The 20053-nt window shown below is 69.4% G+C and carries 23 protein-coding genes and 3 pseudogenes; 12 read left to right on the forward strand and 14 right to left on the reverse strand.

Annotated elements, in window-relative coordinates; translation table 11 throughout:
* The first annotated feature begins 1 nt into the window (after position 1).
* The 4 genes from ABZ904_RS29440 to ABZ904_RS29455 all read left to right on the forward strand — a co-directional run bounded on the left by ABZ904_RS29440 (position 2) and on the right by ABZ904_RS29455 (position 3675).
* Positions 2-265: a UBP-type zinc finger domain-containing protein gene (locus tag ABZ904_RS29440; protein WP_361002228.1), complete on the forward strand. Its 264-nt coding sequence runs from the start codon at positions 2-4 to the stop codon at positions 263-265.
* Positions 265-2049, forward strand: coding sequence for an FAD-dependent oxidoreductase (locus ABZ904_RS29445; RefSeq protein WP_361002226.1), 1785 nt, complete (start codon positions 265-267; stop codon positions 2047-2049). Before ABZ904_RS29440 ends, ABZ904_RS29445 begins: the two co-directional genes overlap by 1 nt.
* Before the next feature lie 41 nt (positions 2050-2090).
* On the forward strand, positions 2091-2588 hold the full coding sequence (locus ABZ904_RS29450; protein ID WP_361002223.1) for an Hsp20/alpha crystallin family protein: 498 nt from the start codon (positions 2091-2093) through the stop codon (positions 2586-2588).
* 694 nt (positions 2589-3282) lie between these two features.
* Positions 3283-3675: a DUF2267 domain-containing protein gene (locus ABZ904_RS29455; protein WP_361002220.1), complete on the forward strand. Its 393-nt coding sequence runs from the start codon at positions 3283-3285 to the stop codon at positions 3673-3675.
* Between the two features lie 59 nt (positions 3676-3734).
* On the opposite strand, the gene ABZ904_RS29460 is transcribed toward ABZ904_RS29455, so the two are convergent.
* From ABZ904_RS29460 to ABZ904_RS29470, 3 genes are all read right to left on the reverse strand, one after another.
* Positions 3735-4928, reverse strand: a complete 1194-nt coding sequence (locus ABZ904_RS29460) for a PP2C family protein-serine/threonine phosphatase (RefSeq protein ID WP_361002217.1) — start codon at positions 4926-4928, stop codon at positions 3735-3737.
* Positions 4929-5292: 364 nt separating this feature from the next.
* Positions 5293-5742 carry a DUF1931 family protein gene (locus ABZ904_RS29465; protein ID WP_361002214.1) on the reverse strand — a complete coding sequence of 150 codons (450 nt, stop codon included), beginning with the start codon at positions 5740-5742 and terminating at the stop codon, positions 5293-5295.
* Positions 5743-6080: 338 nt separating this feature from the next.
* Positions 6081-6275 carry a hypothetical protein gene (locus ABZ904_RS29470; RefSeq protein WP_361826588.1) on the reverse strand — a complete coding sequence of 65 codons (195 nt, stop codon included), beginning with the start codon at positions 6273-6275 and terminating at the stop codon, positions 6081-6083.
* Between the two features lie 285 nt (positions 6276-6560).
* On the opposite strand from ABZ904_RS29470, the gene ABZ904_RS29475 reads away from it, so the two are divergent.
* The gene (locus ABZ904_RS29475; RefSeq protein WP_361002211.1) at positions 6561-8735 is read left to right on the forward strand and encodes an FUSC family protein; all 2175 of its coding nucleotides are present in this window, start codon (positions 6561-6563) and stop codon (positions 8733-8735) included.
* Here ABZ904_RS29475 and ABZ904_RS29480 read toward each other — a convergent pair.
* The 3 genes and pseudogenes from ABZ904_RS29480 to ABZ904_RS29490 form a co-directional block, all read right to left on the reverse strand.
* Complete coding sequence (locus ABZ904_RS29480) at positions 8709-9245, reverse strand: phosphate-starvation-inducible PsiE family protein (protein WP_361002208.1); 537 nt, start codon at positions 9243-9245, stop codon at positions 8709-8711. The genes ABZ904_RS29475 and ABZ904_RS29480 overlap by 27 nt on opposite strands.
* Before the next feature lie 626 nt (positions 9246-9871).
* The gene (locus ABZ904_RS29485) at positions 9872-10363 is read right to left on the reverse strand and encodes a Sua5 family C-terminal domain-containing protein (protein WP_361826592.1); all 492 of its coding nucleotides are present in this window, start codon (positions 10361-10363) and stop codon (positions 9872-9874) included.
* A pseudogene (locus ABZ904_RS29490) lies at positions 10360-11030 on the reverse strand (L-threonylcarbamoyladenylate synthase). The gene ABZ904_RS29485 and the pseudogene ABZ904_RS29490 overlap by 4 nt, the downstream one beginning before the upstream one ends.
* 92 nt (positions 11031-11122) lie before the next feature.
* Between ABZ904_RS29490 and ABZ904_RS29495 the strand changes: the two are divergent.
* From ABZ904_RS29495 to ABZ904_RS29520, 6 genes and pseudogenes are all read left to right on the forward strand, one after another.
* Positions 11123-11461, forward strand: a complete 339-nt coding sequence (locus tag ABZ904_RS29495; RefSeq protein ID WP_361002205.1) for a hypothetical protein — start codon at positions 11123-11125, stop codon at positions 11459-11461.
* On the forward strand, positions 11461-11805 hold the full coding sequence (locus ABZ904_RS29500; protein WP_361002202.1) for an HAD-IA family hydrolase: 345 nt from the start codon (positions 11461-11463) through the stop codon (positions 11803-11805). Before ABZ904_RS29495 ends, ABZ904_RS29500 begins: the two co-directional genes overlap by 1 nt.
* A 52-nt stretch (positions 11806-11857) precedes the next feature.
* A complete protein-coding gene (locus tag ABZ904_RS29505) occupies positions 11858-12352 on the forward strand; it encodes a winged helix-turn-helix domain-containing protein (RefSeq protein ID WP_361826596.1) in 495 nt (164 codons plus the stop codon).
* The gene (locus tag ABZ904_RS29510) at positions 12349-12894 is read left to right on the forward strand and encodes a transposase (protein ID WP_361826599.1); all 546 of its coding nucleotides are present in this window, start codon (positions 12349-12351) and stop codon (positions 12892-12894) included. Before ABZ904_RS29505 ends, ABZ904_RS29510 begins: the two co-directional genes overlap by 4 nt.
* A gap of 79 nt (positions 12895-12973) precedes the next feature.
* Positions 12974-13132 (forward strand): annotated as a pseudogene (locus ABZ904_RS29515) (ISAs1 family transposase); the annotation flags it as partial.
* A gap of 161 nt (positions 13133-13293) precedes the next feature.
* Positions 13294-14190: an ISAs1 family transposase gene (locus tag ABZ904_RS29520; RefSeq protein WP_361005527.1), complete on the forward strand. Its 897-nt coding sequence runs from the start codon at positions 13294-13296 to the stop codon at positions 14188-14190.
* 165 nt (positions 14191-14355) lie between these two features.
* On the opposite strand, the gene ABZ904_RS29525 is transcribed toward ABZ904_RS29520, so the two are convergent.
* The 4 genes from ABZ904_RS29525 to ABZ904_RS29540 all read right to left on the reverse strand — a co-directional run bounded on the left by ABZ904_RS29525 (position 14356) and on the right by ABZ904_RS29540 (position 16591).
* Positions 14356-15030, reverse strand: coding sequence for a DUF4097 family beta strand repeat-containing protein (locus ABZ904_RS29525; protein WP_361826603.1), 675 nt, complete (start codon positions 15028-15030; stop codon positions 14356-14358).
* Positions 15031-15281: 251 nt separating this feature from the next.
* Positions 15282-15515 (reverse strand): hypothetical protein, encoded by a 234-nt coding sequence (locus ABZ904_RS29530; protein ID WP_359411530.1) that lies wholly within the window; start codon positions 15513-15515, stop codon positions 15282-15284.
* 12 nt (positions 15516-15527) lie between these two features.
* Complete coding sequence (locus ABZ904_RS29535; RefSeq protein WP_361005534.1) at positions 15528-15821, reverse strand: transposase family protein; 294 nt, start codon at positions 15819-15821, stop codon at positions 15528-15530.
* A gap of 308 nt (positions 15822-16129) precedes the next feature.
* Complete coding sequence (locus ABZ904_RS29540; protein ID WP_361005537.1) at positions 16130-16591, reverse strand: hypothetical protein; 462 nt, start codon at positions 16589-16591, stop codon at positions 16130-16132.
* 500 nt (positions 16592-17091) lie between these two features.
* Between ABZ904_RS29540 and ABZ904_RS29545 the strand changes: the two genes are divergently transcribed.
* On the forward strand, positions 17092-19215 hold the full coding sequence (locus tag ABZ904_RS29545) for a HEAT repeat domain-containing protein (RefSeq protein ID WP_361826608.1): 2124 nt from the start codon (positions 17092-17094) through the stop codon (positions 19213-19215).
* On the opposite strand, the pseudogene ABZ904_RS29550 reads toward ABZ904_RS29545, so the two are convergent.
* The 4 genes and pseudogenes from ABZ904_RS29550 to ABZ904_RS29565 all read right to left on the reverse strand — a co-directional run.
* Positions 19160-19339 (reverse strand): annotated as a pseudogene (locus ABZ904_RS29550) (LLM class flavin-dependent oxidoreductase); the annotation flags it as partial. The gene ABZ904_RS29545 and the pseudogene ABZ904_RS29550 sit on opposite strands and share 56 nt — an antisense overlap.
* 44 nt (positions 19340-19383) lie before the next feature.
* Positions 19384-19554, reverse strand: coding sequence for a hypothetical protein (locus tag ABZ904_RS29555; protein ID WP_361005547.1), 171 nt, complete (start codon positions 19552-19554; stop codon positions 19384-19386).
* A 132-nt stretch (positions 19555-19686) separates the two neighbouring features.
* Positions 19687-19827 (reverse strand): hypothetical protein, encoded by a 141-nt coding sequence (locus ABZ904_RS29560; RefSeq protein ID WP_361005550.1) that lies wholly within the window; start codon positions 19825-19827, stop codon positions 19687-19689.
* A gap of 33 nt (positions 19828-19860) precedes the next feature.
* Positions 19861-20013 carry a hypothetical protein gene (locus ABZ904_RS29565; protein ID WP_361005553.1) on the reverse strand — a complete coding sequence of 51 codons (153 nt, stop codon included), beginning with the start codon at positions 20011-20013 and terminating at the stop codon, positions 19861-19863.
* Between the last annotated feature and the right edge of the window lie 40 nt (positions 20014-20053).

Here is a 20053-nt window from a genome sequence, read left to right on the forward strand (position 1 = left end):
GATGACCCTGCACGCAGACCCCCACCTCGCGCTTGTCCGGCCGGTCAAGCCGCTGACCCCACAAGGGTGTCAGGAGTGTCTGATGCTCGGCTCCCCGTGGGTCCACCTGAGGCTCTGCCTGACCTGCGGGCACGTCGGCTGCTGCGACTCCTCGCCGAAAAAGCACGCGCGTAGGCACGCAGCTGCCGACGCCCATCCGATCGTGCAGTCGTTCCAGCCCGGCGAGGACTGGCGCTGGTGCTACGTTCACGAGGCGTTCGTCTGATGTCCGGCGACCAGTCGCTGCCGGGCGAAGAACCGGTGCCGGAGGAAGCGGACGAGGCCGTCTTCTGGGAGACCCCGGACATCTACGGCGCGTATCCGCGTCTTACGGAGGACCAGATAGCACGTCTGGCGGAGCACGGGCAACGCCGGAGCATGGCTCCGAACGAGGTGCTGATCCGGGAGGGGGAGCGCTGCGAGACGTTCTTCGTCGTCCTCAGCGGTTCCCTCGCCGTCGTCGAGGACTACGGCACTCCCGAGGAGCACGTGCTGCGCGTGCACGGCCCCGGTCGCTTCATCGGCGAACTCGGGCTGCTGCACGGACAGGTGGCCTTCTACACCGCTGTCGCCAGGGAGCCGGGCGAGGTCCTCGTCGTCTCCTTGGACCAGTTGCGCCACCTGGTGTCCCAGGACTCCAGCATCGGGGACGTCGTGCTGCGCGCCTGTCTGGGCCGTCGCGCGCTGCTCGTCGGACAGGGCGCCGGCTTCCGCATCGTCGGCTCGCGCTACTCGCCCGACACCAGGCGGCTGCGCGAGTTCGCCGTCCGCAACCGGCTGCCGCACCGGTGGATCGACCTGGAGACCGACGAGGAGGCCGAGGAGCTGTTGCGCCGCTTCGGCGTCGGCCCGGAGGAGACACCGCTCGTCATCTGGCGGGACACCACCCTGTTGCGCAACCCCAGCAACGCGGAACTGGCCGGTCTCATCGGTCTGCCGTCACTGCCTGCCGGAAGCCGTCACGGCGACGTCCTGATCGTCGGCTCCGGACCCGCCGGCCTCGCTGCCGCGGTGTACGCCGCCTCCGAGGGCCTGAGCACCACGGTGGTGGAGGCGATGGCCACCGGCGGCCAGGCCGGCACGTCGTCCCGCATCGAGAATCTGCTTGGCTTCCCCTCCGGCATCTCCGGCGCCGAACTCGCCGAACGCGCCGTGCTCCAGGCCGACAAGTTCGGTGCCAGGATCAGCATTCCGGTGGAGGCGACCGGTCTCCATCCCAAGGACGAGGACCACTACGTGGTGGCGTTCGCCGACGGCAGCGAGATCGCCGCCCGCGCCGTCGTCCTGGCCACGGGTGCCCGTTACCGCCGGCTCCAGGTGCCCGGCATCGAACGCCTGGAGGGAACGAGCGTCCACTACTCGGCGAGCGTCTACGAGGCCCAGCAGTGCCGTACCGACCCGGTGGCGGTGGTCGGCGGCGGCAACTCCGCAGGCCAGGCCGTGCTCTTCCTGGCCGGGTACGCACCGCAGGTGTATCTGCTCGTCCGTGGGCCGAACCTCGAGGCGCACATGTCCCGCTACCTGATCGATCAGATCGAGCGCCACCCGCGGGTGCGCGTGATGCTGCACACCGAGATGACCGAGGCACTCGGCGACAAGGCGCTGGAGGCGGTCACCGTGGTCGACCACCGTACGGGCGAGCACCGCCACCTCGCGGTGCGGGCCCTGTTCGTCTTCACCGGCGCAGACCCTCACACCGAGTGGCTGTCCGGCGCGCTCGCCCTCGACGCGCGCGGCTACGTGCTCACCGGCGCGGAGGCGCAGGCGTGCTCCGTTCCCGAACTGTGGCAGAGCCAGGGCCGCGACTGCCTGACGTTGGAGACCAGCCTGCCTGGCGTCTTCGCCGCCGGCGACGTCCGCAGCGGCTCGGTGAAGCGTGTGGCCTCCGCGGTCGGCGAAGGCGCGATGAGTATTCACTTCGTGCACCGCTACCTGGGCCACACGGCCGCGCCCGGCGGCACCGACAGCTCCCCATATACCCGTCCGAAGGAGTCCGCCTGGCTCGCATGACGCCCAGCGGGCGAGGAGATCACGAGAAGGAGGCGATGGGAATGACCATGCCCGTCCGGCGCCACCGCGGTGGCGCAGTGCAGGACAGGCCCCTGGGCTGGGCACGCGATCCGCTGACGGAGTTCGACCAACTGCTCGGCGAGATGAGCGGACTGATCGAATCCACGGTGGGAGGCGTGGCGCCCGCAGTCGCGTGGACACCCCTGGCGGATGTCACGGAGTCCGACGACGCCTTTCACGTCGAGATCGAACTCCCCGGCGTCAAGAGCAAGGACATCGACGTCGAAGCCAACGGCCAGGAGTTGGTGGTCACCGGAGAGATCAAGGAGAAGGAACGCAAAGGCGTCCTGCGCCGGAGCACCCGCCGCACCGGAGCCTTCGAGTACCGGCTGCGGCTGCCCGGAGAGGTCGACACCGAAAAGATCAATGCTCAGATGTCGGACGGGGTGCTCACCATCACCGTCCCCAAGGCCGAGGTCGCAAAGCCGCGGCACGTCGAGATCAGCGAGACGAGTGAAAGCACCGAGAGCAGCGGCTGAGACGCGAACGCCGCGGTTCCGGACACACGTCCGGCGCCGCGGCCGGGCCGGCGACGCTCGACACCCGGGTGACTCATGGATGACGTCCCGTGTCATAACCCCTCACGGCGGCGGAGACTCGGCACGCGGCTTCCCACCGGCTTCCTTTCGGCGCCGCAGACGCCAGGCGCGCAGCAGCCGAAGGGGGAGCAGACCCAGCGCTGCTCGCCGGCCCATGTCCGCCTGGTCCTCGCGGTCGAATGCCCGTGCGTAACGCTCGGCGTCCTGGGCCGACGGATATCGCTTGCTGCCCTCCGCTCCGCACCCACGCGCGCAGTGCCGGAGCATCGTGTCGCCCTGATGGAGAAAGCGAAAACGGTGTCCCAGAAGGTGGCAGCGCAGCACAGAAGACCACGCTATGCAGACCTGTCCATTCCGGCCTGTTCTGTCCCTCTCCAGGCAGCAGCCCATGGCCCTGAACGAGGAGGCGTGGCATGACCACCACTTTCGAGTTCGGCGTCGTCACGACCAAGGTCCCCGCCCGGCCGACCGGCTGCGTGGTCCCGATTCCATTGGCGGATCGTCATCGGTTTGGGAGCCGTCTGGATTCTGGACGGACTCGAAGTGACGATCGTCGGGGCGGTTGCCGCCCTGCGCGACAGCGCACCGGGCGACCCTCATGACCAGCGGTGACCGGGGCAGAAGGAGGGCAGCTATGAAATACGACGGATTCCTCGCCCGTGTGCGCGAGCGAGGCGAATACAACGACCAGGCCGAAGCCGCGGACGTCACCAACGCCGTGCTGGAAGTGCTGGCCCAACGGATCAGCCCCGGAGAGGTCAAGGACCTCGCATCCCAGCTGCCCGGCCCGCTGGGACAAGTTCTGGACCATGCCACGCCGCAGCATGCGCGAAGCTTCGGGATCGAAGAGTTCTACCGCCGGGTCGCCGAGCGCACCCATGCCCGGCCGCGTACGGCGCAGTGGGACGCCAGCGCGGTCCTGACCACCGTTGCCGACGCTGTCACCGGCGGAGAGCTGAATCAGATCATTAGCCAACTCCCCTCCAGTTACGCGGTCCTGTTCGGCAAGGCCGACCTCGCGGACTGAGCTCGTGAGGCGCCCAGAACGAAAGCCGGCGCCACGGCTGCGCTCTCCGGCTCTTGCGGTCACGGATCAGGGGGCTGCCACTCGAACATCAAGATCGTGGCGTCGTCGCTGAGTTTGTTGTGCCGATGCTCGAGGATGGCGTGGATGAGCAGGCGCAGCGCTTCCGGGGCGCTCTGCCCTGCTGCGGTCGACCGGATGATGTAGTCGGTGAAGCGTTCCAGGCCGAACTCTTCGCCTGCCTCGTCGCGTGACTCTACGACGCCGTCTGAGTAGAGCAGTATTCGGTCACCGGGTTCGAGGCTGACCTCGTGCACCTGGCGGACGGTCCCGGCGAGACTGGCGGGCAGACCCAAAGGAGGCTCAGGTGGCCGCTCCAAGGCATTGTGGAGCAGGCGGTGGCGACGGATGAGCAACGGAGGCGGGTGGCCGCAGTTGCACCAGCGCAGGACGCCGGTGGGCATGTGCAACTGGGTGAAGACACCCGTGCAGAACTGCTCCGGAAGCCACTTCGCCAGCGCCTCGTCCACGGTGCCCACGAGTTCGTTCAGGTCTGCCCCGCTGCGCCGGGCGTTACGGCAGCCTGCCATGGCGACAGAGGTGGCAAGTCCGGACGCCAGGTTGTGCCCCATGCCGTCAAGGATTGTGGCGTGCAGAACGTCCTCGGTGAACGCATGGTCGAAAGCATCGCCGCCCAGTTCGTACGCAGGCTCCAGAACCGCCGTCGAAACGACCCGCCCGGTGCCGATCGACCGGGGAGGGAGAAAAGCCCTCACCATCTCCGTGGGCAAGTGCATCGGCCTGGTACGCATGCGCTGTGCGATGGTGTCGCTGTAGGTGCGCTTGGATGCGATGATCAGTGCGAGGAGCAGCGCCGCCGTTCGACAGCGCCGTAGCTTGAGCCCGTCCAGGGTGCTCATGTTCAGCTCTACGACACCCAGCCGCTCCGCCCCGTCGGCCAGGGGCAGCCATACGTGCAGACCGCCGGAGGGGCCTTCTTCCACTCGGAGAGAGTCGGTGCGGTAGGCCCATCCGGCCAGCGAAGTGTCGAGCTCCAGTTCCGGCTCGCTTTCGACAAGCGGCACCAGCAGTCTTTGCTGGATGTCGACCAGATAGATAACGGCCCTGCCCAGACCCATGGCCTCGGCATACCGGTTCAGGACCACGGGCAGTTCCGCAGGTGATGCCAGCTGGGCTGCTCTGACCAGTTCCTCCAGCAGCCGCTCCCCGAACCCGACGGACATGTTCCTGTCCACGCCTTCGATGATCCCTGCGAGGTCGAGCCGCCACAATCTGAGTTCTCCGACACCCGAGATGTGGGCCGATCAGCCTGGAGTGCTGGGACTTGCCCTCGCGGATCGGTCGGGCTTCGGGACCGACTTACGACACCAGCCGATACGGGATCGTGCGGATCCCCGCAAGCCGCACAGCGGTCTGCTCCAGCAGCCGGCGGGTGCCCGCCCGCGGTCTCGGCCAGCTCACCGACCAGGACCGCTTTCGGCAGCACCTTGGACGTGGACGAGAGCCTGCGGCGAGCCAGCAGATCGTTGCGGCAGCCGAGGAAGCAGAGCGCGCTGACGCTGTTTGGCCGTGGTCTGCACCGCCTGGTCCGGTCGCCACTCACAGCAGGAGGTCGAAGACGGCTCGGGCCTCGTCCCAGTGCTGGGTCTGGGGGTTCTTCAGCTCGGGGTGGAGGATCTTGAAGCACTGAGCAAGGGCCAGGCTGAGTCCGCCGATGATGTCCGGATAGGCCGCCTCGGTCTCCTCGTCGGGCGTGCGGTCCAGAGCGGGGTGGGTGGCGAGCTCTTCCAGGATCGGTTTGAGTTCTACTTCCTGGTCAATCTTCCGGAAGCGGTGAATGCTCTCCTGCAGGCCTTTCGTGATCGGTAGGTCACAGGTCCGGATGATGTCGCGCCCGTTGGCCTTGGCAGTGGCCTGGGCGACGGTCAGCAGATCGTAGAGCTTGGCGTCGACGAAGTCGCTGTAGCGCTTGAGATCGTTCTTGTCGACGTCCAGCCCCGCGGCCGCGCGGAAGAACCTTTCGAACCTGGCGATGGACATCACGGTCATGACGGCAACCTCCGGCTGCGGGCGCCGGGGTGGCTCCCGGCCCCTGGGCTTCCCATTCAGCCTGGCCGACGGGGCGCGCGAACGCATGCGCATGTCGGGCCCAATTAGCCTCCCTGTATTGCCCTGCCAGGCCCAGGCGTCCGACTGCCCGGGTAGTCGGACGGGCGTGCGGATCGACAGCAGGGCGAACACCGTGTTGCGGAGCGGCCCCACGTCAAGGGTGACCCCAGATGTCGCTGCTCATGAGGCCGAACGCGGTGGTGGCGAACACGCCAGGGAGCGCTCGGGAGAGGCCGGTGAACAGCACAGCCAGGGCCGGTTGACGCGGACCATCCTGCCTAGCAGCCGCAACCGCCCGCGGACGTGCGGTGCCTCGCTGGTGTACTGGAGCTCCCGGGTGGCAGGGCGTTGCCGGACTCTGAGATCAGCGCTCCGATCACGCCGAGGGCCGCTCCCCCCAGCCGGTGGGCGGCGCGCATCAGGCTGAGCATGGGCAGCGACAGCAGCGCGATGTGCTCCGGCGGGCTGATCATGGCGATGACGAGGCGGGTGTTGTCCTGGTAGGGCAGGTCCGTTCTTCAGTCGCTTCGCGACCTCCGTTGGCCATCCCGGATCGGCCACGAGGACGACGTCGAGCCGCGGCCGCTGGGGCTGACAGCTGGCGCCGGGGGTGTGGTCATCGATCGCCCTGTACGCGAGGGTGCCGGTTTGTGAGTGTAGGTCGGCCCGGGATCGCGCGTCCGCCGAGCGCGGCGCCGCCAGGAGGCGGCGGCGCGGCCGACGCGACCCGGCAGGGCGTTCCGGCTAGGCTCACACCCGTGACGTGGCTGCGGGCCTTCGGGGAGGTCGTGCGATCCGGGCTCACGATCGAGGAGACGCGGCTGGAGCCTCTGCTCGCGCTGCGCACGGCCGCTGGGGTGGCGATCGTCATCGGGTCGGCACTGTGGCTGGTCTCCCCTGCGTATGCCGCGTCCGCCGCCCTCGGTGCCTACTCCGCAGGTGGGGCCACCTTCCAGCGCACCTGGCGTCCACGCAAGGTGATCGCGCTCGGCGCGGGCGCGGGTCTGGCGCTCAGCACCTTCGCGGGCTACCTGGCGGCGGGGCGACTCGTGACGTTCCTCCCACTGCTGGCCGTATGGGCCTTTGCCGCGGGAATGGCGTGGGCCGTCGGATCGACCGCTGGGATCGTCGCAGCGACGACCGTCGGCAGCATGCTGGTGACCATCACCCTGCCCACGAGCGTCGGGCGAGCCCTGGAGCACGCCGGGGTCATCGCGCTCGGAGGCGTGACGCAGGCCGTGCTGATCCTGCTGTTCCCGATCCGCCGTTGGGGGGCACATCGTGACGCGCTCGCCGACGCCTTGGCCGCCGTGGCGGACTACGCCCGCCGGCTGCGGCACGACCCGACCGCCCCGTTCGACCCGGAGCCGTTGATGACGGCCCGGGACGCGGCCGCCGTGACGCCGTCACAGGCCCGCACCCGTCCCCCCGCCCTCCACGGCCCCCGAGGACTCGCCGAGCGCATCCGGCCGGTCGTCGCCGCGCTCGCCGACCCGGACATCGGCGCCCCGGCGGAGGGACCCGGGCGGGACCGCGCGCGGGAGTTGCTCAACGCGGCCGCCGACGTTCTGGATGCGGTCGCCCGTTCGATCCGCCGCGGCACTCCCGCCGAGGTGCCGCCCGGGAGCACGGACGTCCTGCGCGTCGACGAGGAGCACGAGGTACTGGAGGGCCCCGCGAGGCAGGCCGCCGAGCGGCTCGTGGAACTGCTCGGCGAGGCGTTGGAGATCGCCGGGAGCGGCAGCGCGCGCGGGAGGACGCCCACGCCGCCCGGCCCCGCGGGCGCCCAGTTCCTGGTACGCCCGACAATGCTCCGGCTGGTCCCGGTCGTCATCCGGGCGGTCCGCCGTGAGCTCCGCCCGGACTCGCCCGTGTTCCGGCACGCCGTCCGCCTGGCGGCGGTGGCCACGCTCGGCTATCTGATCGCCGCCCGGCTACCCCTGGGCCACGGCTACTGGGCGCCCATCGCCTCCGTGATGGTGATGCGGCCGGACTTCCACCGGACGTACGCACGTGCGGTGGCCCGTCTCGCCGGGACCCTGGCGGGGGTCGCGCTCGCCACCCTGATGGTGCGGGCCCTGGGACCGGATGCCCATGTGTTCGGCGCGCTGGCGGTGGTCTCGGCGGGCCTGTCGTACACGCTGATCCGTACCGGCTACGCCTACTCCCAGTGCTTCACCGCCGCGTACGTCGTCTTTCTGCTCGGCATGGGCGGCCAGGCGTGGGAGCAGACGGTCCCGGAGCGGGTGGTGCTCACCCTGCTCGGCGGGGCCCTGGCAATGCTGGCGTACGTGGTGTTCCCCGCATGGGAGACACCCCGGCTGCCGGGCCGGCTTGCGGACTGGCTCGCAGCCAACGGCCGCTATGCGGCCGCGGTGCTCCGCAACTACGCCGAACCGACCCGGGAGCATCACGCCGACATGCGCAGGGCACTGCTGGCGAGCAGGGAGGCACGTGCCGCCTGGCAGGAGGCATACGACCGGGCAAGGCAGGAACCGGTCCGCCCCAGGGGGCTGACGTCGCGCGAGGCGCAGGAGGCGCAGGAGGCGCTCAAGGGGTTCGGCCGCGCGGCGATGCTCATGGAGAGCCACGTCCCGCGGGCCGACAGCCGTGTCGTCCCCGAGGCGGAGCGGTTCGCCGAGGCCCTGGAGGAGGACACCGCGCAGGCGGCAGTCGACGTGCGCGAGCACAGGAATCCGGACTGGGGGCGCGTGGAGGAGGCGCTCCACGCGTGGGAGGGCGCCGCCGGGGACCGGAGCCCGGTCGTGCGGCGCGAGGCGGAACTGCAGACGCAAGCCTTGGAGGACCTCGCGACGGCCGTGAGCCGCACCGCCCTGGAACGGGACGTCGGCTCTACTCGCGAGGAGCAGCGAGTGCGGGCGGCCGCGGCGGCGGAAGGTGACGGATCAGGACCCGCGCACCGGGGTGGGTGACGAAGTCGGCGACGGGGAGCGCCGCGCCTCCTGGAGCGGGAAGTAGTCTTCCGGCCGCGTCGAGCGCCGCCACACGTACACCGCTGTCGCCATCACGAGGATCAGCCCCGCCAGGATGAGCAGTTCGATCCCCTCGACATTCCACCGGAAGGACTTCTCCGCCTCGGCCGTCACGATGAGCACCCTGCGGATGCCGGCAATCAGGCCGACGACGAGGAACGGCTCCGCGTCGAGGGTCTGGTTCCTGATGGTGAGGCGGACGGTGTGGAGCAGCTCGGCCACGATGAACAGCACAAGGCCGTTGTCCAGGGCGGAGAGAACGACCGTCTCTTCGCGGTACGGCCCCTGGATCGACCTGATGACGTCGTGGACGACCCCGACGGTCAGGAGCCCCGCGAGCAGTACGAGGAGCGCCGCGACGACGAGGTGGATGCCGTCCTCGATGAGCTGCAGGAGGCCCTGTAGCCGGCCGCCCTCGATCTTCGGGAGAATGGGTCGCACAGTCAGCATGCTAGGGGTGGCCCGGCCCGCAGGCGCGGCGTGTTGCCGAACGGGTGGACGAGCGGATAGCTCCCTGTGGTGGCAGCCTGAGGGAAGCGGCGAGACGCGACATCACCGAGGCCTACCCCGGGACCTCGCCTCCGCGTTGGTGTGAGGGATGGGGAGTTACTGATCTTTTCGGGTTGTTGTCGGGTGCTGATCCCTTCGGTAGGCCGGTGGCATGCGGCATGCGCAGGGCGGCCGATTGACCGCCGAGCGGCGACAGTTTCGGGAGCGGAACCGGTACGAGGCGAGCGAACGGTTCACACGCGACGAGAAGAACGTGGTGATCGCGAAGGATCTGCAGGTCAGCGAGCGGTCGGTGAACGCTGGCGGCGTGCCTGGCGGGAAGGCGGGATGGAGGCCCTCGCCACCGCAGGCCACACGGTCGCCGACGCCGTCAACGATGCCATCCGGGCCTCGATCACCCGTCTGATCCAAACCCACGAGGTTGATCTGGACGCCTACCCGGGACCGGTGTACTTCATGATGCACGGCCTGGAGAGCGAAGAAGCGAACTCGCCGCCGCACTCCACGCCGCCGTGTACAGAGAGCTGGAACCCCTGGCCGACGCCGTCCCGCCCGCACCCTGTCAATCACGCAACTTCCCAGGCAGATATCTCCTGCACCTTTCGGCCGTACGCAGCCGCGGTCGGGAAACAGCTTCTTGAAGGCACGGCGTCGGTGCTGGTCACGCGCTGGGCCGGGACCCTGCGGCGGAGCCGGTTGGCAATCGCCAGTCCTAGCCCCTCCTCCACCGGCAAGGAGGCCACGATGAGGTCGCACCCCTGCTGGTCGAGTTCGCGCAGGAACCCGTACAGCCGCGCGCGTAGGCGGCCATCGATGCGGGGACTGCCACCACGGCGTGCGCCTTGAGCGCAGCGTCGGCGAAGGACGGGAAAAACACGCCCACCTGCTGCCCCAGCTCCTGCGCACGCTTCGCTTCGGAGACGACCTTCTCCGGTTCGACGAGGACGACCCGCGCGCGGCGTGTAGTGGGAGGGATGCTGACCGGGCACCCGAATGCGGCTGGTGGCGGGGACCGCAAGCGGGTGTCTCAGCACCGCTTCGAGGTCCTCGCGCGTCACCCCGCCTGGCCGCAAGATGCTCGGGGTCTACCCGTGGCGTCGACAATGGTCGATTCGACGCCGACCTCGCAAGTGCCGCCGTCCAGTACGAAGTCGACAGCATTGCCGAGCTCGGAACGGACATGGTCCGCCGTCGTGGGGCTGACCGAGCCGAGCGGTTAGCGGACGGCGCCGTGACACCGCCGCCCAAGGCCGACGGCAGCGCGAGGGCGACGGGGTGGTCGGGCACGCGCACGGCCACCGTCTCCAAACCACCGGTCGCTTCGAGGGGCACGCGGAAACCGCGCCACAGGACCAGCGTGAGCGGCCCCGGCCAGAAGCGTTCGGCCAACAGGCGCGCCGTTGCAGGCACGTCCTTCCTGGACCCAGTCGTCCAGATGCTCCGCGCCGCCGATGTGGACGATCAGCGTGGGAGGGCGGACGTCCCCTGGGACTGGAAGATGCCGGCGACGGCGGCGGAGTCCTCGGCGTTGGCGCCCAGACCCTTGACGGTCTCGGTCGGGAAGGCCACCAGACCGCCAGCGCGCAGCAGACCTGCCGCCTTCTCGATGTCACTGGTTCTTGCCGTCACCCTCGCAGTCCTAGGAGCACGAACGACCGCGACGGCCAATCTCAGTGCCAACCAAGGCTCCGTTGATCCCGAAGCCGGAATCAGGCTGGCATACACGTGCGGGTGATGTGCCGCCTGCGATACGTGCGGCGTTGAGACAGCGAGTTCTACCTAGCAACGGCGTCATAGGCCGACAGCCCACCCCCCAGATGTGGGACCGCCTGGCCGCCCTCGTCGGATGGCCGGCCGACCAGACCTGGGACTTTGAGAATGCGTTCTGGGCGCGCCGCGAGCCCTACGACGCAGGAGAAATCACGACCCACGCCTTCTGGAGCGGCCTCCTGCGTGGCGGCCTGATCGCCTCTCCCGGAAGCGCCCTGCTCGACACCCTGCGTCAGACGGACACCGACATGTGGACCCACACCGACCCCGCGGTCGTGTCCGTACCCAGAGCAACCCATGCCGCCGGGACACGCCTGCTACTCCTCTCGAACGCCCCCCACCCACTTTCCGACGCGCTCGACCGCACGCCGTGGTGCAGCACTTGATGTCCAAGGCCCTCTTTTCCGCGCGCATCGGCATAAATAAGCCATCACCGCGCGCATTCGAGGCAGCGCTCGCGGCCGCCGGATCGCCCCGGCCGGAGAAGACCCTCTTCGTGGACGACCGGCACGACAACTGCGCTGTCGCGTCCCAACTCGGCATGCAGGCCTTGCACTTTGACGGAGATCCGAACACTCTGGCGCGCCGTCTTCCGCAGCCCCTGCCGCTCGCGCCCCCGTCGCGGTGTTCAGTGACTGCCAGATGCCTGCTCTGGCGGCTGCCACAGCGGCGCCGAGGCCGGCCGCCGGTTGAAGTTCTGCCGCAACGCCTCGGGGTCCAGCACTACTGAGGGTTTCGGCCTAGGGTGACGGTGATCTCGCTGGTGGGTGTATCCCGGTGTCATGCGATATCCCGATGGGGGCGGTCTGACCGCGAAGCAGCGGGCTCAACGGGAGCAAGTGCGGTTCGAGGCCGCCGAGTTGTTCGCGCAAGGTGTGACGCCGCCGCGGGTCGCGCGGCGATTACGGGTCTCCCGGAAGTCCGCGTATGCCTGGCACGCTCGCTGGCGGGAGGGCGGCGTGCAGGCCCTTCGGTCCAAGGGGGCGTTGGGGCGGCCGTCGCGGATGACGCCCAACTGGCGGGCCTGGCTGGCCACCGAGCTGGAGAAGGGGCCGGCCGCGCACGGCCGGGTGGACGATCAACGCTGGACGCTGGCCCGGGTGGCCACAGTGATCGCGCGGCGCTTCCACGTCCGGTTCAGCCCGGCGCAGACCTGGCGCATCCTGCACCAGATGGGCTTCACCGTGCAGGTCCCGCAGCGCCGGGCCGCCGAGCGTGACGAGGACGTGGTGGCCACCTGGATCAGGGAGACCTGGCCCCGCGTGGAAAGACGGTGAGGGACCAGGACGCATGGCTGTGCTTCGCCGACGAGTCGGGCCAGGTGCTGCGGCCGCCGAAAGCACGGACCTGGTCCCGGTGTGGCCACACGCCCCGGGTCACCGTCCGGGGCGGAGGCTCGGGACGTATCTCACTGGCAGGTGTGGTGTGCCGCAGGCCGGGCCGGCCAACCCAGCTCATCTTCCGGATGCTGGTGCATCACGGCCGCAAGGGCGAGCGGAAGGGGTTCCGGGAGAAGGACTTCGCCGCGTTGCTGGACGCGGCTCACCAGCGGCTTGGCGGGCCCGTCGTACTGGTGTGGGACAACTACACCCATCACGTCGACGCCGCGATGCGTGAGCTGATCGAGGCCCGGAGCTGGCTCACCGTCTTCCGTTTCCCCGCCTGCACGCCCGACCTCAACCCCGCCGAAGGCGTGTGGGCACATCTGAAGAACAGCCTGGGCAACCTGGCCCCCAGGGCTCCGTCGTTCTCGCGGTTGGACTCGGAGTCCCAGGTATGGGCCCGATGCCTCAAGTCGGCGGTGGTGGGCGGTTCGTGATGGGCGACGGATACGCGTTCAGGCACGGCTTCCGGTGATCATGGAGTGTCGAGTTCGCTGATCACCACACCGGAAGACCGTGCCTGCTGCGCCATCGTCACTCATCCCCGTCGGGCTGGGCCAACTCGCGGGCTGCGATCCGGCCTGCCCCGAGGAACTGCCCGACCTTCTGGCCCGGCTGTCTCGCCTGCCCGACGCGCGCCGCCGCCGGGGCCGCCGTCACCCGCTGCCGTATGTCCTGGCGGTCGCCGCCTGCGCGGTCCTGGCCGGAGCGAAGTCCCTCACCGCGATCGCCGATGGGCTACCGATGCCTCTGACCGGCTGCTGTTCTGCTGCGGGGCCGCTCTGCGTGACCCGGACCGGCCCTGCCGGGCGCCCAGCGAGGCGACCGTGCGCCGGGTGCTGCAGCGCATCGGCGGCGACGCGTTCGACACGGCAATCGGCGGCTGGCTCACCGCTCGTGCCGCCGCCTCCCGCGCCGGCGACCAGGACAGACACCCGCCGACCCGCCGGATGCGGGCAGCGGTTGCGGTGGACGGCAAGTCCCTGCGCGGAGCGATTCGCGCCGACGGCCGCTGCGTCCATCTGATCTCCGCTCTGCGGGACGACGGCATCGTGCTGGCCCAGCGTGAAGTCGACGCCAAGAGCAACGAGATCACCGCTTTCCGGCCACTGCTGGACCCGCTGGACCTGACCGGCGCGGTGGTGACCTTCGACGCGCTGCTGACCCAGACCGACCACGCGAAGTTCCTGGTCGAGGAGAAAGGAGCGCACTACATCGCCGTGTTCAAGGGCAACCATCCGAGCCTGCACGCACTGGTGAAGGACCTACCGTGGAAGGAGGTTCCGCTACTGGACCGCACCCGGGCCACCACTCACGGCCGTGACGAGATCCGCCGGCTCAAGGCCGCCACCATGCCAGGACTGCCATTCCCGCACGCCGACCAGGCACTGCAGATCGTCCGCCGACGGCGCACCCTGCGCACCGGGAAGGTGTCGATCGAGCGCGTCTACGCGATCACGAATCTGACAGCGCATCAGGCGAACGCTGCTGACCTGGCGGAACGCGTCCGCGGGCATCGGGCTATCGAGAATCGTGAGCACCACGTCAGGGATGTGACGTTCACGGAGGACGCCTCGCGGGTGCGGACCGGCGGCGCGCCGCGGGCGATGGCCTCCCTGCGGAATCTGGCCATCGGCGCGCTCCGCCTGGCCGGGTGGGCCAACATCGCGGAGGGCCTGCGCCATCACGGGCGGGACATGACCCGGCCACCGGCCGCCCTCGGACTCAACTGATCATTCCGCGCCGATCGCGCAGAGCCCTGATGGCCACCCTGCCACCAGGGCTTCGTCGTTTTCGTGATCGGTCCACCACTGTAAGTAGCGCGCGGGCAGTGTCCACAGCGTCCGGGGGAAGAGCGGGCAGTCGCCGCCTCCATCGCTTCACATTGAAAAGCGATCTCACGCCGCCTCGACCGTAACGTTGCCAGTCCCGGTCTTCGCGGTGATGGCGTGCGGGCTGTCGTCAGCCCGATCGACACTGACATTGACCTTGCCTGTCCGAGCGCCGGCCTGGACCGCGTACCGCGTGCCGCGCGGGACGGCGATGTTGACACTGCCGGTCTGACTGGTGGCGTGGACGACGGACGGGGTGCGGCTGAATGTCGCCCGGACACCGCCGGTGTGCGTGGTCAATCGGGCCTGCTCGGCCGTGAGTTGCGTGCCGGTGATGGTACCGGTGTCGGTGTTGGCCGTCACCGGGCCGCCTATGCCGGTGAGCGACACGGCACCGGTGTCCTCGGTAACGTAGACCATCGTACCGGTCGGGACTCGTACGTCGTAGTCGACGCCGCAGTCAAGACAGTTGTAGGTCAGGGTCAGAGTACCGTCGGCGGCGGTGTGTGTGGTGTGCGGTGGGGCACTCTTGTAGTCTTGCCTCTCGGTGACGCTGACCGTCGAACCACCGCCGGTCACCTGTACGTCCCCTGTGTGGCCCTCAATGACCGGCTTGTGCACCGGTGCACTCACGCCGTAGCTGACCTCGCGGTGCTGGTTAGGGGCCAGCGCGGAGCATGCGGACAGCAGCACGACAGCGGTCGTGGCGGCGGTGGCCGTACCGAGCAGTCGGATTGCCAAACGGTGGATCATTACTTTCCCCTCAACGGTTCTCGCTGGTCACAGCGTGCCATCCGCCGAACCCGCCGAGATCCCTCGTACGAGCGGTTTGCCTGTCCGTCGCAAGAGTGACGTGCGAAAGCGGCTAAGCCGTTCGCCTCCGGGAAGCGCAAGGTCAAAGCGGGCGGCTACTGAGGTTTTCGGCTCGGGGTGCCGTCACCCCTGACCTGCCGCGTCATAGGCCCCCCGGCCCGGCCTGGGGCGCCGAGGCCCTACTCCGTGCGCAGCGCCGCGGCGGTGTGGGACCTGGCGGCCCAGCCCGCTGGGACGAGTGCGCCTGCCCTGGCCATCAGCCAGCCGCCGAGGACCAGCGCTGCCGGCATCCACGGGTGATAGACCGACGGGCCACGTCGCTGCCGGCCGGGACGGACGGTGCGCAGCGCCCTGCGGACCGCCCTCTGCAGGGGCTCGGCCCATCCGGCTGCCTCGGCTACGGAGCGCACCATGACGAGGTCGGGTCAGTCGTCCGCCGGGTCCGCCTCTTCCGGATCGGGGCGGACGTCGAACACGTGGGCCGGGGCGTCGTCAATCCACTCGCCGACCGCCAGAAGCGAGGTCGCCCCGGCCAGAACCGCGCACGCGATCAGTGCGAGCACCACGGCCAGGGCGTGGCGCACACCGCGCGAATCACGCGGGTCTGGCACTTCCGCGAGCTGTTCCAGCAGGCCCGGGATCTCCTCAGGCCGGGGCGCGGGCTTCCGGCGAAGCTGGTCAAGAGCAGGCGGGATCGGCGATGATGCGTCGGCAGGCACGGTCTTCCACTCGGATCACGGGGCGTCGAGAACTCCATGATCTTGGAAGCCGTGCCTGTCATGTCCCCAGGACATACCTGATAGATCGTCATGAACAGGACGTCCGGCGACTATGCCGAGGCCCTGACCTGGCCCCGTGCAGCCTCGACGAGCTTGCCGCACTGGCCCGCTCCCGCCTGAAACGGATGCAGTACCAGCCCGGTCTACTCGACGGATTCATCGCCGAGACCGGAATCATCCCGGCCCCGCCATGACGTCACCCCGAACCGAAAATCTCAGTAGCCGATTCAGTTGGAGGGATTCGCCGGCTACGCGATCTCCAGGACCACAGCGGGAAGCGCGGCCTCCAGGACTTGCCTGCGTGGCAGGGAAAGGCCGAAGTATCGTTCGATGATCTCTAGTGCGGTGCGGTGCACTTCGCGGCGAGGCACGTTGGCTTCTGGTAGGCCGGCAGCAGCCAGCATCTCCTCGACGCGTACCGCCACCTCGCGGTCACCGTTCACGCCGTCATATCCCCATGAACGGTCCAGGTGGAGATTGAAGGCACACATGAGACGACCGTCATGGAGGTAGGAGAACTGAGGCGGTACCGGCTTGCCGTTCTCCTCTTCGAATTCCAGCTGGAAGACGTGTGCACCACCCCGAGAAACAGGTGGCTGCGGACCGAACTCAGCCTGCCATTCACCGTACTTGACCACGAAGACCCATTCGCCGATCTCTCCATAACGCAGACCTATCGCGGGGTAGGGGTCCCAGGGGCCGTCCTCCATGACATCGATCAGGTCCTTGCTGGTGAGGTGGGCCAGACTACGCCCGTGCGCGTCGGCCCGAACACTGTCGCGGTCAGCCGAGACACCAGCTCTTCGGCGTCCAACCCTCGAGCGAGCACCACGCTGTAGCCACCGAAGGCGATCGACTGGGGAGCAGCAAGCCATGTAATTCCGTCGGTCATAGTGATCATCGTGACGCACCTTTGCCGGGCGTGTCACGAGGCCCCACAGCCAGCCTCCTCCAGTCAAGCTACTGCCCCGACGCGCTCACTCGCCAACTGAAGTGCTTCGCCATGTCCGAAACGGGCATGAACTCACGAACCGCCCTCTGAGAACTCTTGGGTCTGGGAGCGGCGTTGAGTAGCCCATGCTCGCGGTGGTTGCCGTCCGTACGTCCCTCCAGCGCAGTCCGCCCGGTCCCGTTGTCCCGTGCCGATGGTGTCGTACGGCTCCGTCCCGGGACGCCACTGTTGTCAGTGCCGCCTGGCATGGTTCTGATCATGTTCGACGGACTTCATGACATCGACTGGGCCTCGTTGGAGCACGCGTACGGCTCGGCTGAGGAGGTACCGGTGCTGCTGACGGCGCTGCGTTCCCCGGACGCCGAGGAACGCCACAAGGCCCTCGACCGCTTCTACGGCGCGGTCCACCACCAGGGCAGCGTGTACCCGCCCACGGCAGCCAGCCTGCCCTTCCTGTTTGAGCTGGCTGTCGACGGCGCGACGCCCGACCGGGCCGCCGTCGTCGCGCTGTTGGTCAGCATCGGCCGGGAGTCCCTCGACCGGGGCTTTGAGGACGACGGCACCGAGATCGAGTACTACCCACCGATGGGCTGCGCGCAGGCCGTCGCCTTCCTGCGCGAGCGGGGTGTGGAGTTCGCTAACCTCGCCCGCGACCCCGACCCGGACGTGCGCCTGGCCGCGATCCCCGGGCTCGGGCTCTTCCTCGACGACGCCGACCGGGCCGCTGCGGTGTTGCGCGAGCGGCTGGCCGCCGAGCGCGGCATCGCGGCGCGGCTGCGGATCGTGGAGGCGGCGGCCACCCTGGCACTGCGCCTGCCGGCGGCCTCGCAACAGGTGATGAACTGGCTCGCCGGGCTCGCCTCCGACCCTGCCCAGGGCCCGGCGACCCGGCTCGCGGCTCTGGTCCAGCGGGCCCGCTGCGCCCCGGATGAGATCGGCGAGGACATCGTGCCGGCCGCCGTCGGCCTGCTGCGCGAGACCGACCGCGCCATACCCGTGCGACGGATCGCACCCGTCCCGAGCCGCCCGGCGGCACCCACGGAGGGAGTTGTGCCCCAGATCGTCTCTGCCTTCGAGGATCTCGACCGGCACACGCGCGTGTACGCACCGACCACGGCCCTGCTGCGTACGCTTCACGAAGCCCTGGGGGCCCGGGTGCCCGAGCGCACCGCGGTGCTGGCCGAGCAGCTGAGCAGCCCCGACCCCGGCTCGCGCCTGGACGCGGTCCGTATGAGCGGGGAGCTGATGCGGGCCTGGCGCGGGGACCACACCCGGCTCCTCCTGCTGGTCACCGACCAGCTCACCACGGCCGACCAGGAGGTCGCCGCCGAGGCTGCGGCTGTCCTGGAGGCGTGCCACCCGATCGCCGCCCCGGCCCGGGAGGCACTCGCCGCGCACATCGACGCCCAACGCGCGGCGCACGGCCCCAACGTATGGGCCGCACCGCAGGCGCGGCTGCGCAGAAGCCACCAGGAGGCCGTCCGGGCCTTGGCGCGCCTCGGTGACGCACGCGCGCTGCCGAGTCTGCTGGCCGCGCTGGACAGCGACGTCGACGCCTGGCGTGCGATCCAGGTCGCAGGTCATCTGCCACAGGCAGCGGACCAGTTGGTGCCCCTGCTCTGCGACCACTTGCGCCGGATCGACCTCTCCCAGCAGTGGACCGAGATGAGCGCCAACGCGATCCTCTCCGCCCTGGCCGCGCTGGGCGACCCGGCTGCGGTTCCTGCGGTTGTGGACACGCTCGACGCCGCGGTGTGCCATGAGCAGGACCGCGTCACGCGATCGGCCCTGAAGGCGCTGGGGGCGTTCGGCCCGGCGGCGACCGGCGCACGGGACACGATCCGGTCGCTGACCACCGCCACCGACGCGCACGTACGCCCTGCCGCCGTTGCCGCACTGTGGTCCGTCGGCAGTGACCTGGCCGAGGTCATGCCGCTCCTGCTCGGCCTCCTCGACGACCACATCACGTTCCGGATCAGCGACGCGGCTGATCTGCTCGGCGAGATAGGCCCGCCCGCCTCCGTCGCACTGACGCGCCTGCGGGACCTCCTGACGCACGGCTACGAATGGGTTCGGGTGCACTGTGCGGCCGCGCTTTGGGAGATCGGCGGCGAGGCCGAGGCACCGGCCGTCCTGGACGCCCTGCTGCAGGCGATGGCCCAGAACTCCGCGACGGCCAACCACGTCGTGGCCTGTCTGGACCGCATGGGCCCTCTTGCGGCACCGTCCCTGCCTCTGCTCCGCGAGCAACTGGCCCTGCCCCGGCGTGGCGGCAGGTTCCAGAGCGTCGACCACGACGAGGAACTCCAGCGGGTCGGCCGTACCCTCATCGCCTTGCTCGATTCTTCAGCGCCGGGAGCACTCGCTCCGCGAACAGCCTGAGGCTGCGCCACCCCTCCGCCACCGGCATCCCACCCACCAGCGGATGCAGCACTAGGCTCTGCAGGGCCCGTGCCACGCTCTGCTGCGGCATGAGGACGCGGTACAGGCCCTTCGCTTTGATCTTCCAGAGCGGCCGGAGATAAAGCGGCGGTGCGGCGAGTTGGGGCCTCACAGGCGGACGACGATCAAGGCGATGTCGTCGTCTCCGCCGCCGCTGACGCCGAGGAAGGCTGGTCGGCAAGGCCGTGAGAGCACGCCGAGGAGGGTGCTCGACACCGCCTGGGTGCCGGACGTGCGCGGCGCACTCTGCCGCAGGATCACTATGACTTGCTCATCCAACTGCTGGGCCTGGCGTACCTGTCCTTGCAGAAGGGGCAGCGGGTCACCCTCGGCGGCCTCACGTGGTGAGAATGAGCGGTCCTCGTCCTCCCGTGGAAGGGCGGGGCTCGTCGTGTCTGGGCTCGGGTCAGCTCACTGCTGTGTGGCTCGTTCAATGAGGGTTTGCAGATACAGGCCGCGCTGAGCGTCGAGTGCGGTGGGCGTGTGGGTACGTACGGCGGTGGCGAATTCGCGGCGCAGGATGGGCCAGCCCTCCTCGTTCGTGAAAGACACGGGGGTGGTGCGCTATCCGGCAGTTCGACGGGCCTATACAGGGCAGCCGGCTGCTTCGTCTGCAGCGCCCAGTAGGGGGCGCTGCACGACCAGTGCCACCGCTCGGTCCCGTAGTTGAGCAACCCGGCGGCCGACAGGCGTGACGTCCTCGACGTCGGCGAGGTGGTCGAGCAGTGCGGAGACCACGGCGCGGGCGTAGCTCCGGTGCCGCAGCCCTGGGGGCGTG

Source organism: Streptomyces sp. NPDC046900, assembly GCF_040644975.1.
Taxonomy (GTDB): Bacteria; Actinomycetota; Actinomycetes; order Streptomycetales; family Streptomycetaceae; genus Streptomyces.

Excerpts from the sequence above, each read along its gene's own strand:
- ABZ904_RS29440 (WP_361002228.1), top strand. The coding sequence starts at position 2 with ATGACCCTGCACGCAGACCCCCACCTCGCGCTTGTCCGGCCGGTCAAG.
- ABZ904_RS29445 (WP_361002226.1), top strand. The coding sequence starts at position 265 with ATGTCCGGCGACCAGTCGCTGCCGGGCGAAGAACCGGTGCCGGAGGAA.
- ABZ904_RS29450 (WP_361002223.1), top strand. The coding sequence starts at position 2,091 with ATGACCATGCCCGTCCGGCGCCACCGCGGTGGCGCAGTGCAGGACAGG.
- ABZ904_RS29455 (WP_361002220.1), top strand. The coding sequence starts at position 3,283 with ATGAAATACGACGGATTCCTCGCCCGTGTGCGCGAGCGAGGCGAATAC.
- ABZ904_RS29465 (WP_361002214.1), bottom strand. The coding sequence starts at position 5,742 with ATGACCGTGATGTCCATCGCCAGGTTCGAAAGGTTCTTCCGCGCGGCC.
- ABZ904_RS29470 (WP_361826588.1), bottom strand. The coding sequence starts at position 6,275 with ATGATCAGCCCGCCGGAGCACATCGCGCTGCTGTCGCTGCCCATGCTC.
- ABZ904_RS29480 (WP_361002208.1), bottom strand. The coding sequence starts at position 9,245 with ATGCTGACTGTGCGACCCATTCTCCCGAAGATCGAGGGCGGCCGGCTA.
- ABZ904_RS29495 (WP_361002205.1), top strand. The coding sequence starts at position 11,123 with ATGTGGGACCGCCTGGCCGCCCTCGTCGGATGGCCGGCCGACCAGACC.
- ABZ904_RS29500 (WP_361002202.1), top strand. The coding sequence starts at position 11,461 with ATGTCCAAGGCCCTCTTTTCCGCGCGCATCGGCATAAATAAGCCATCA.
- ABZ904_RS29505 (WP_361826596.1), top strand. The coding sequence starts at position 11,858 with ATGCGATATCCCGATGGGGGCGGTCTGACCGCGAAGCAGCGGGCTCAA.
- ABZ904_RS29530 (WP_359411530.1), bottom strand. The coding sequence starts at position 15,515 with ATGGTGCGCTCCGTAGCCGAGGCAGCCGGATGGGCCGAGCCCCTGCAG.
- ABZ904_RS29540 (WP_361005537.1), bottom strand. The coding sequence starts at position 16,591 with ATGGAGGACGGCCCCTGGGACCCCTACCCCGCGATAGGTCTGCGTTAT.
- ABZ904_RS29545 (WP_361826608.1), top strand. The coding sequence starts at position 17,092 with ATGTTCGACGGACTTCATGACATCGACTGGGCCTCGTTGGAGCACGCG.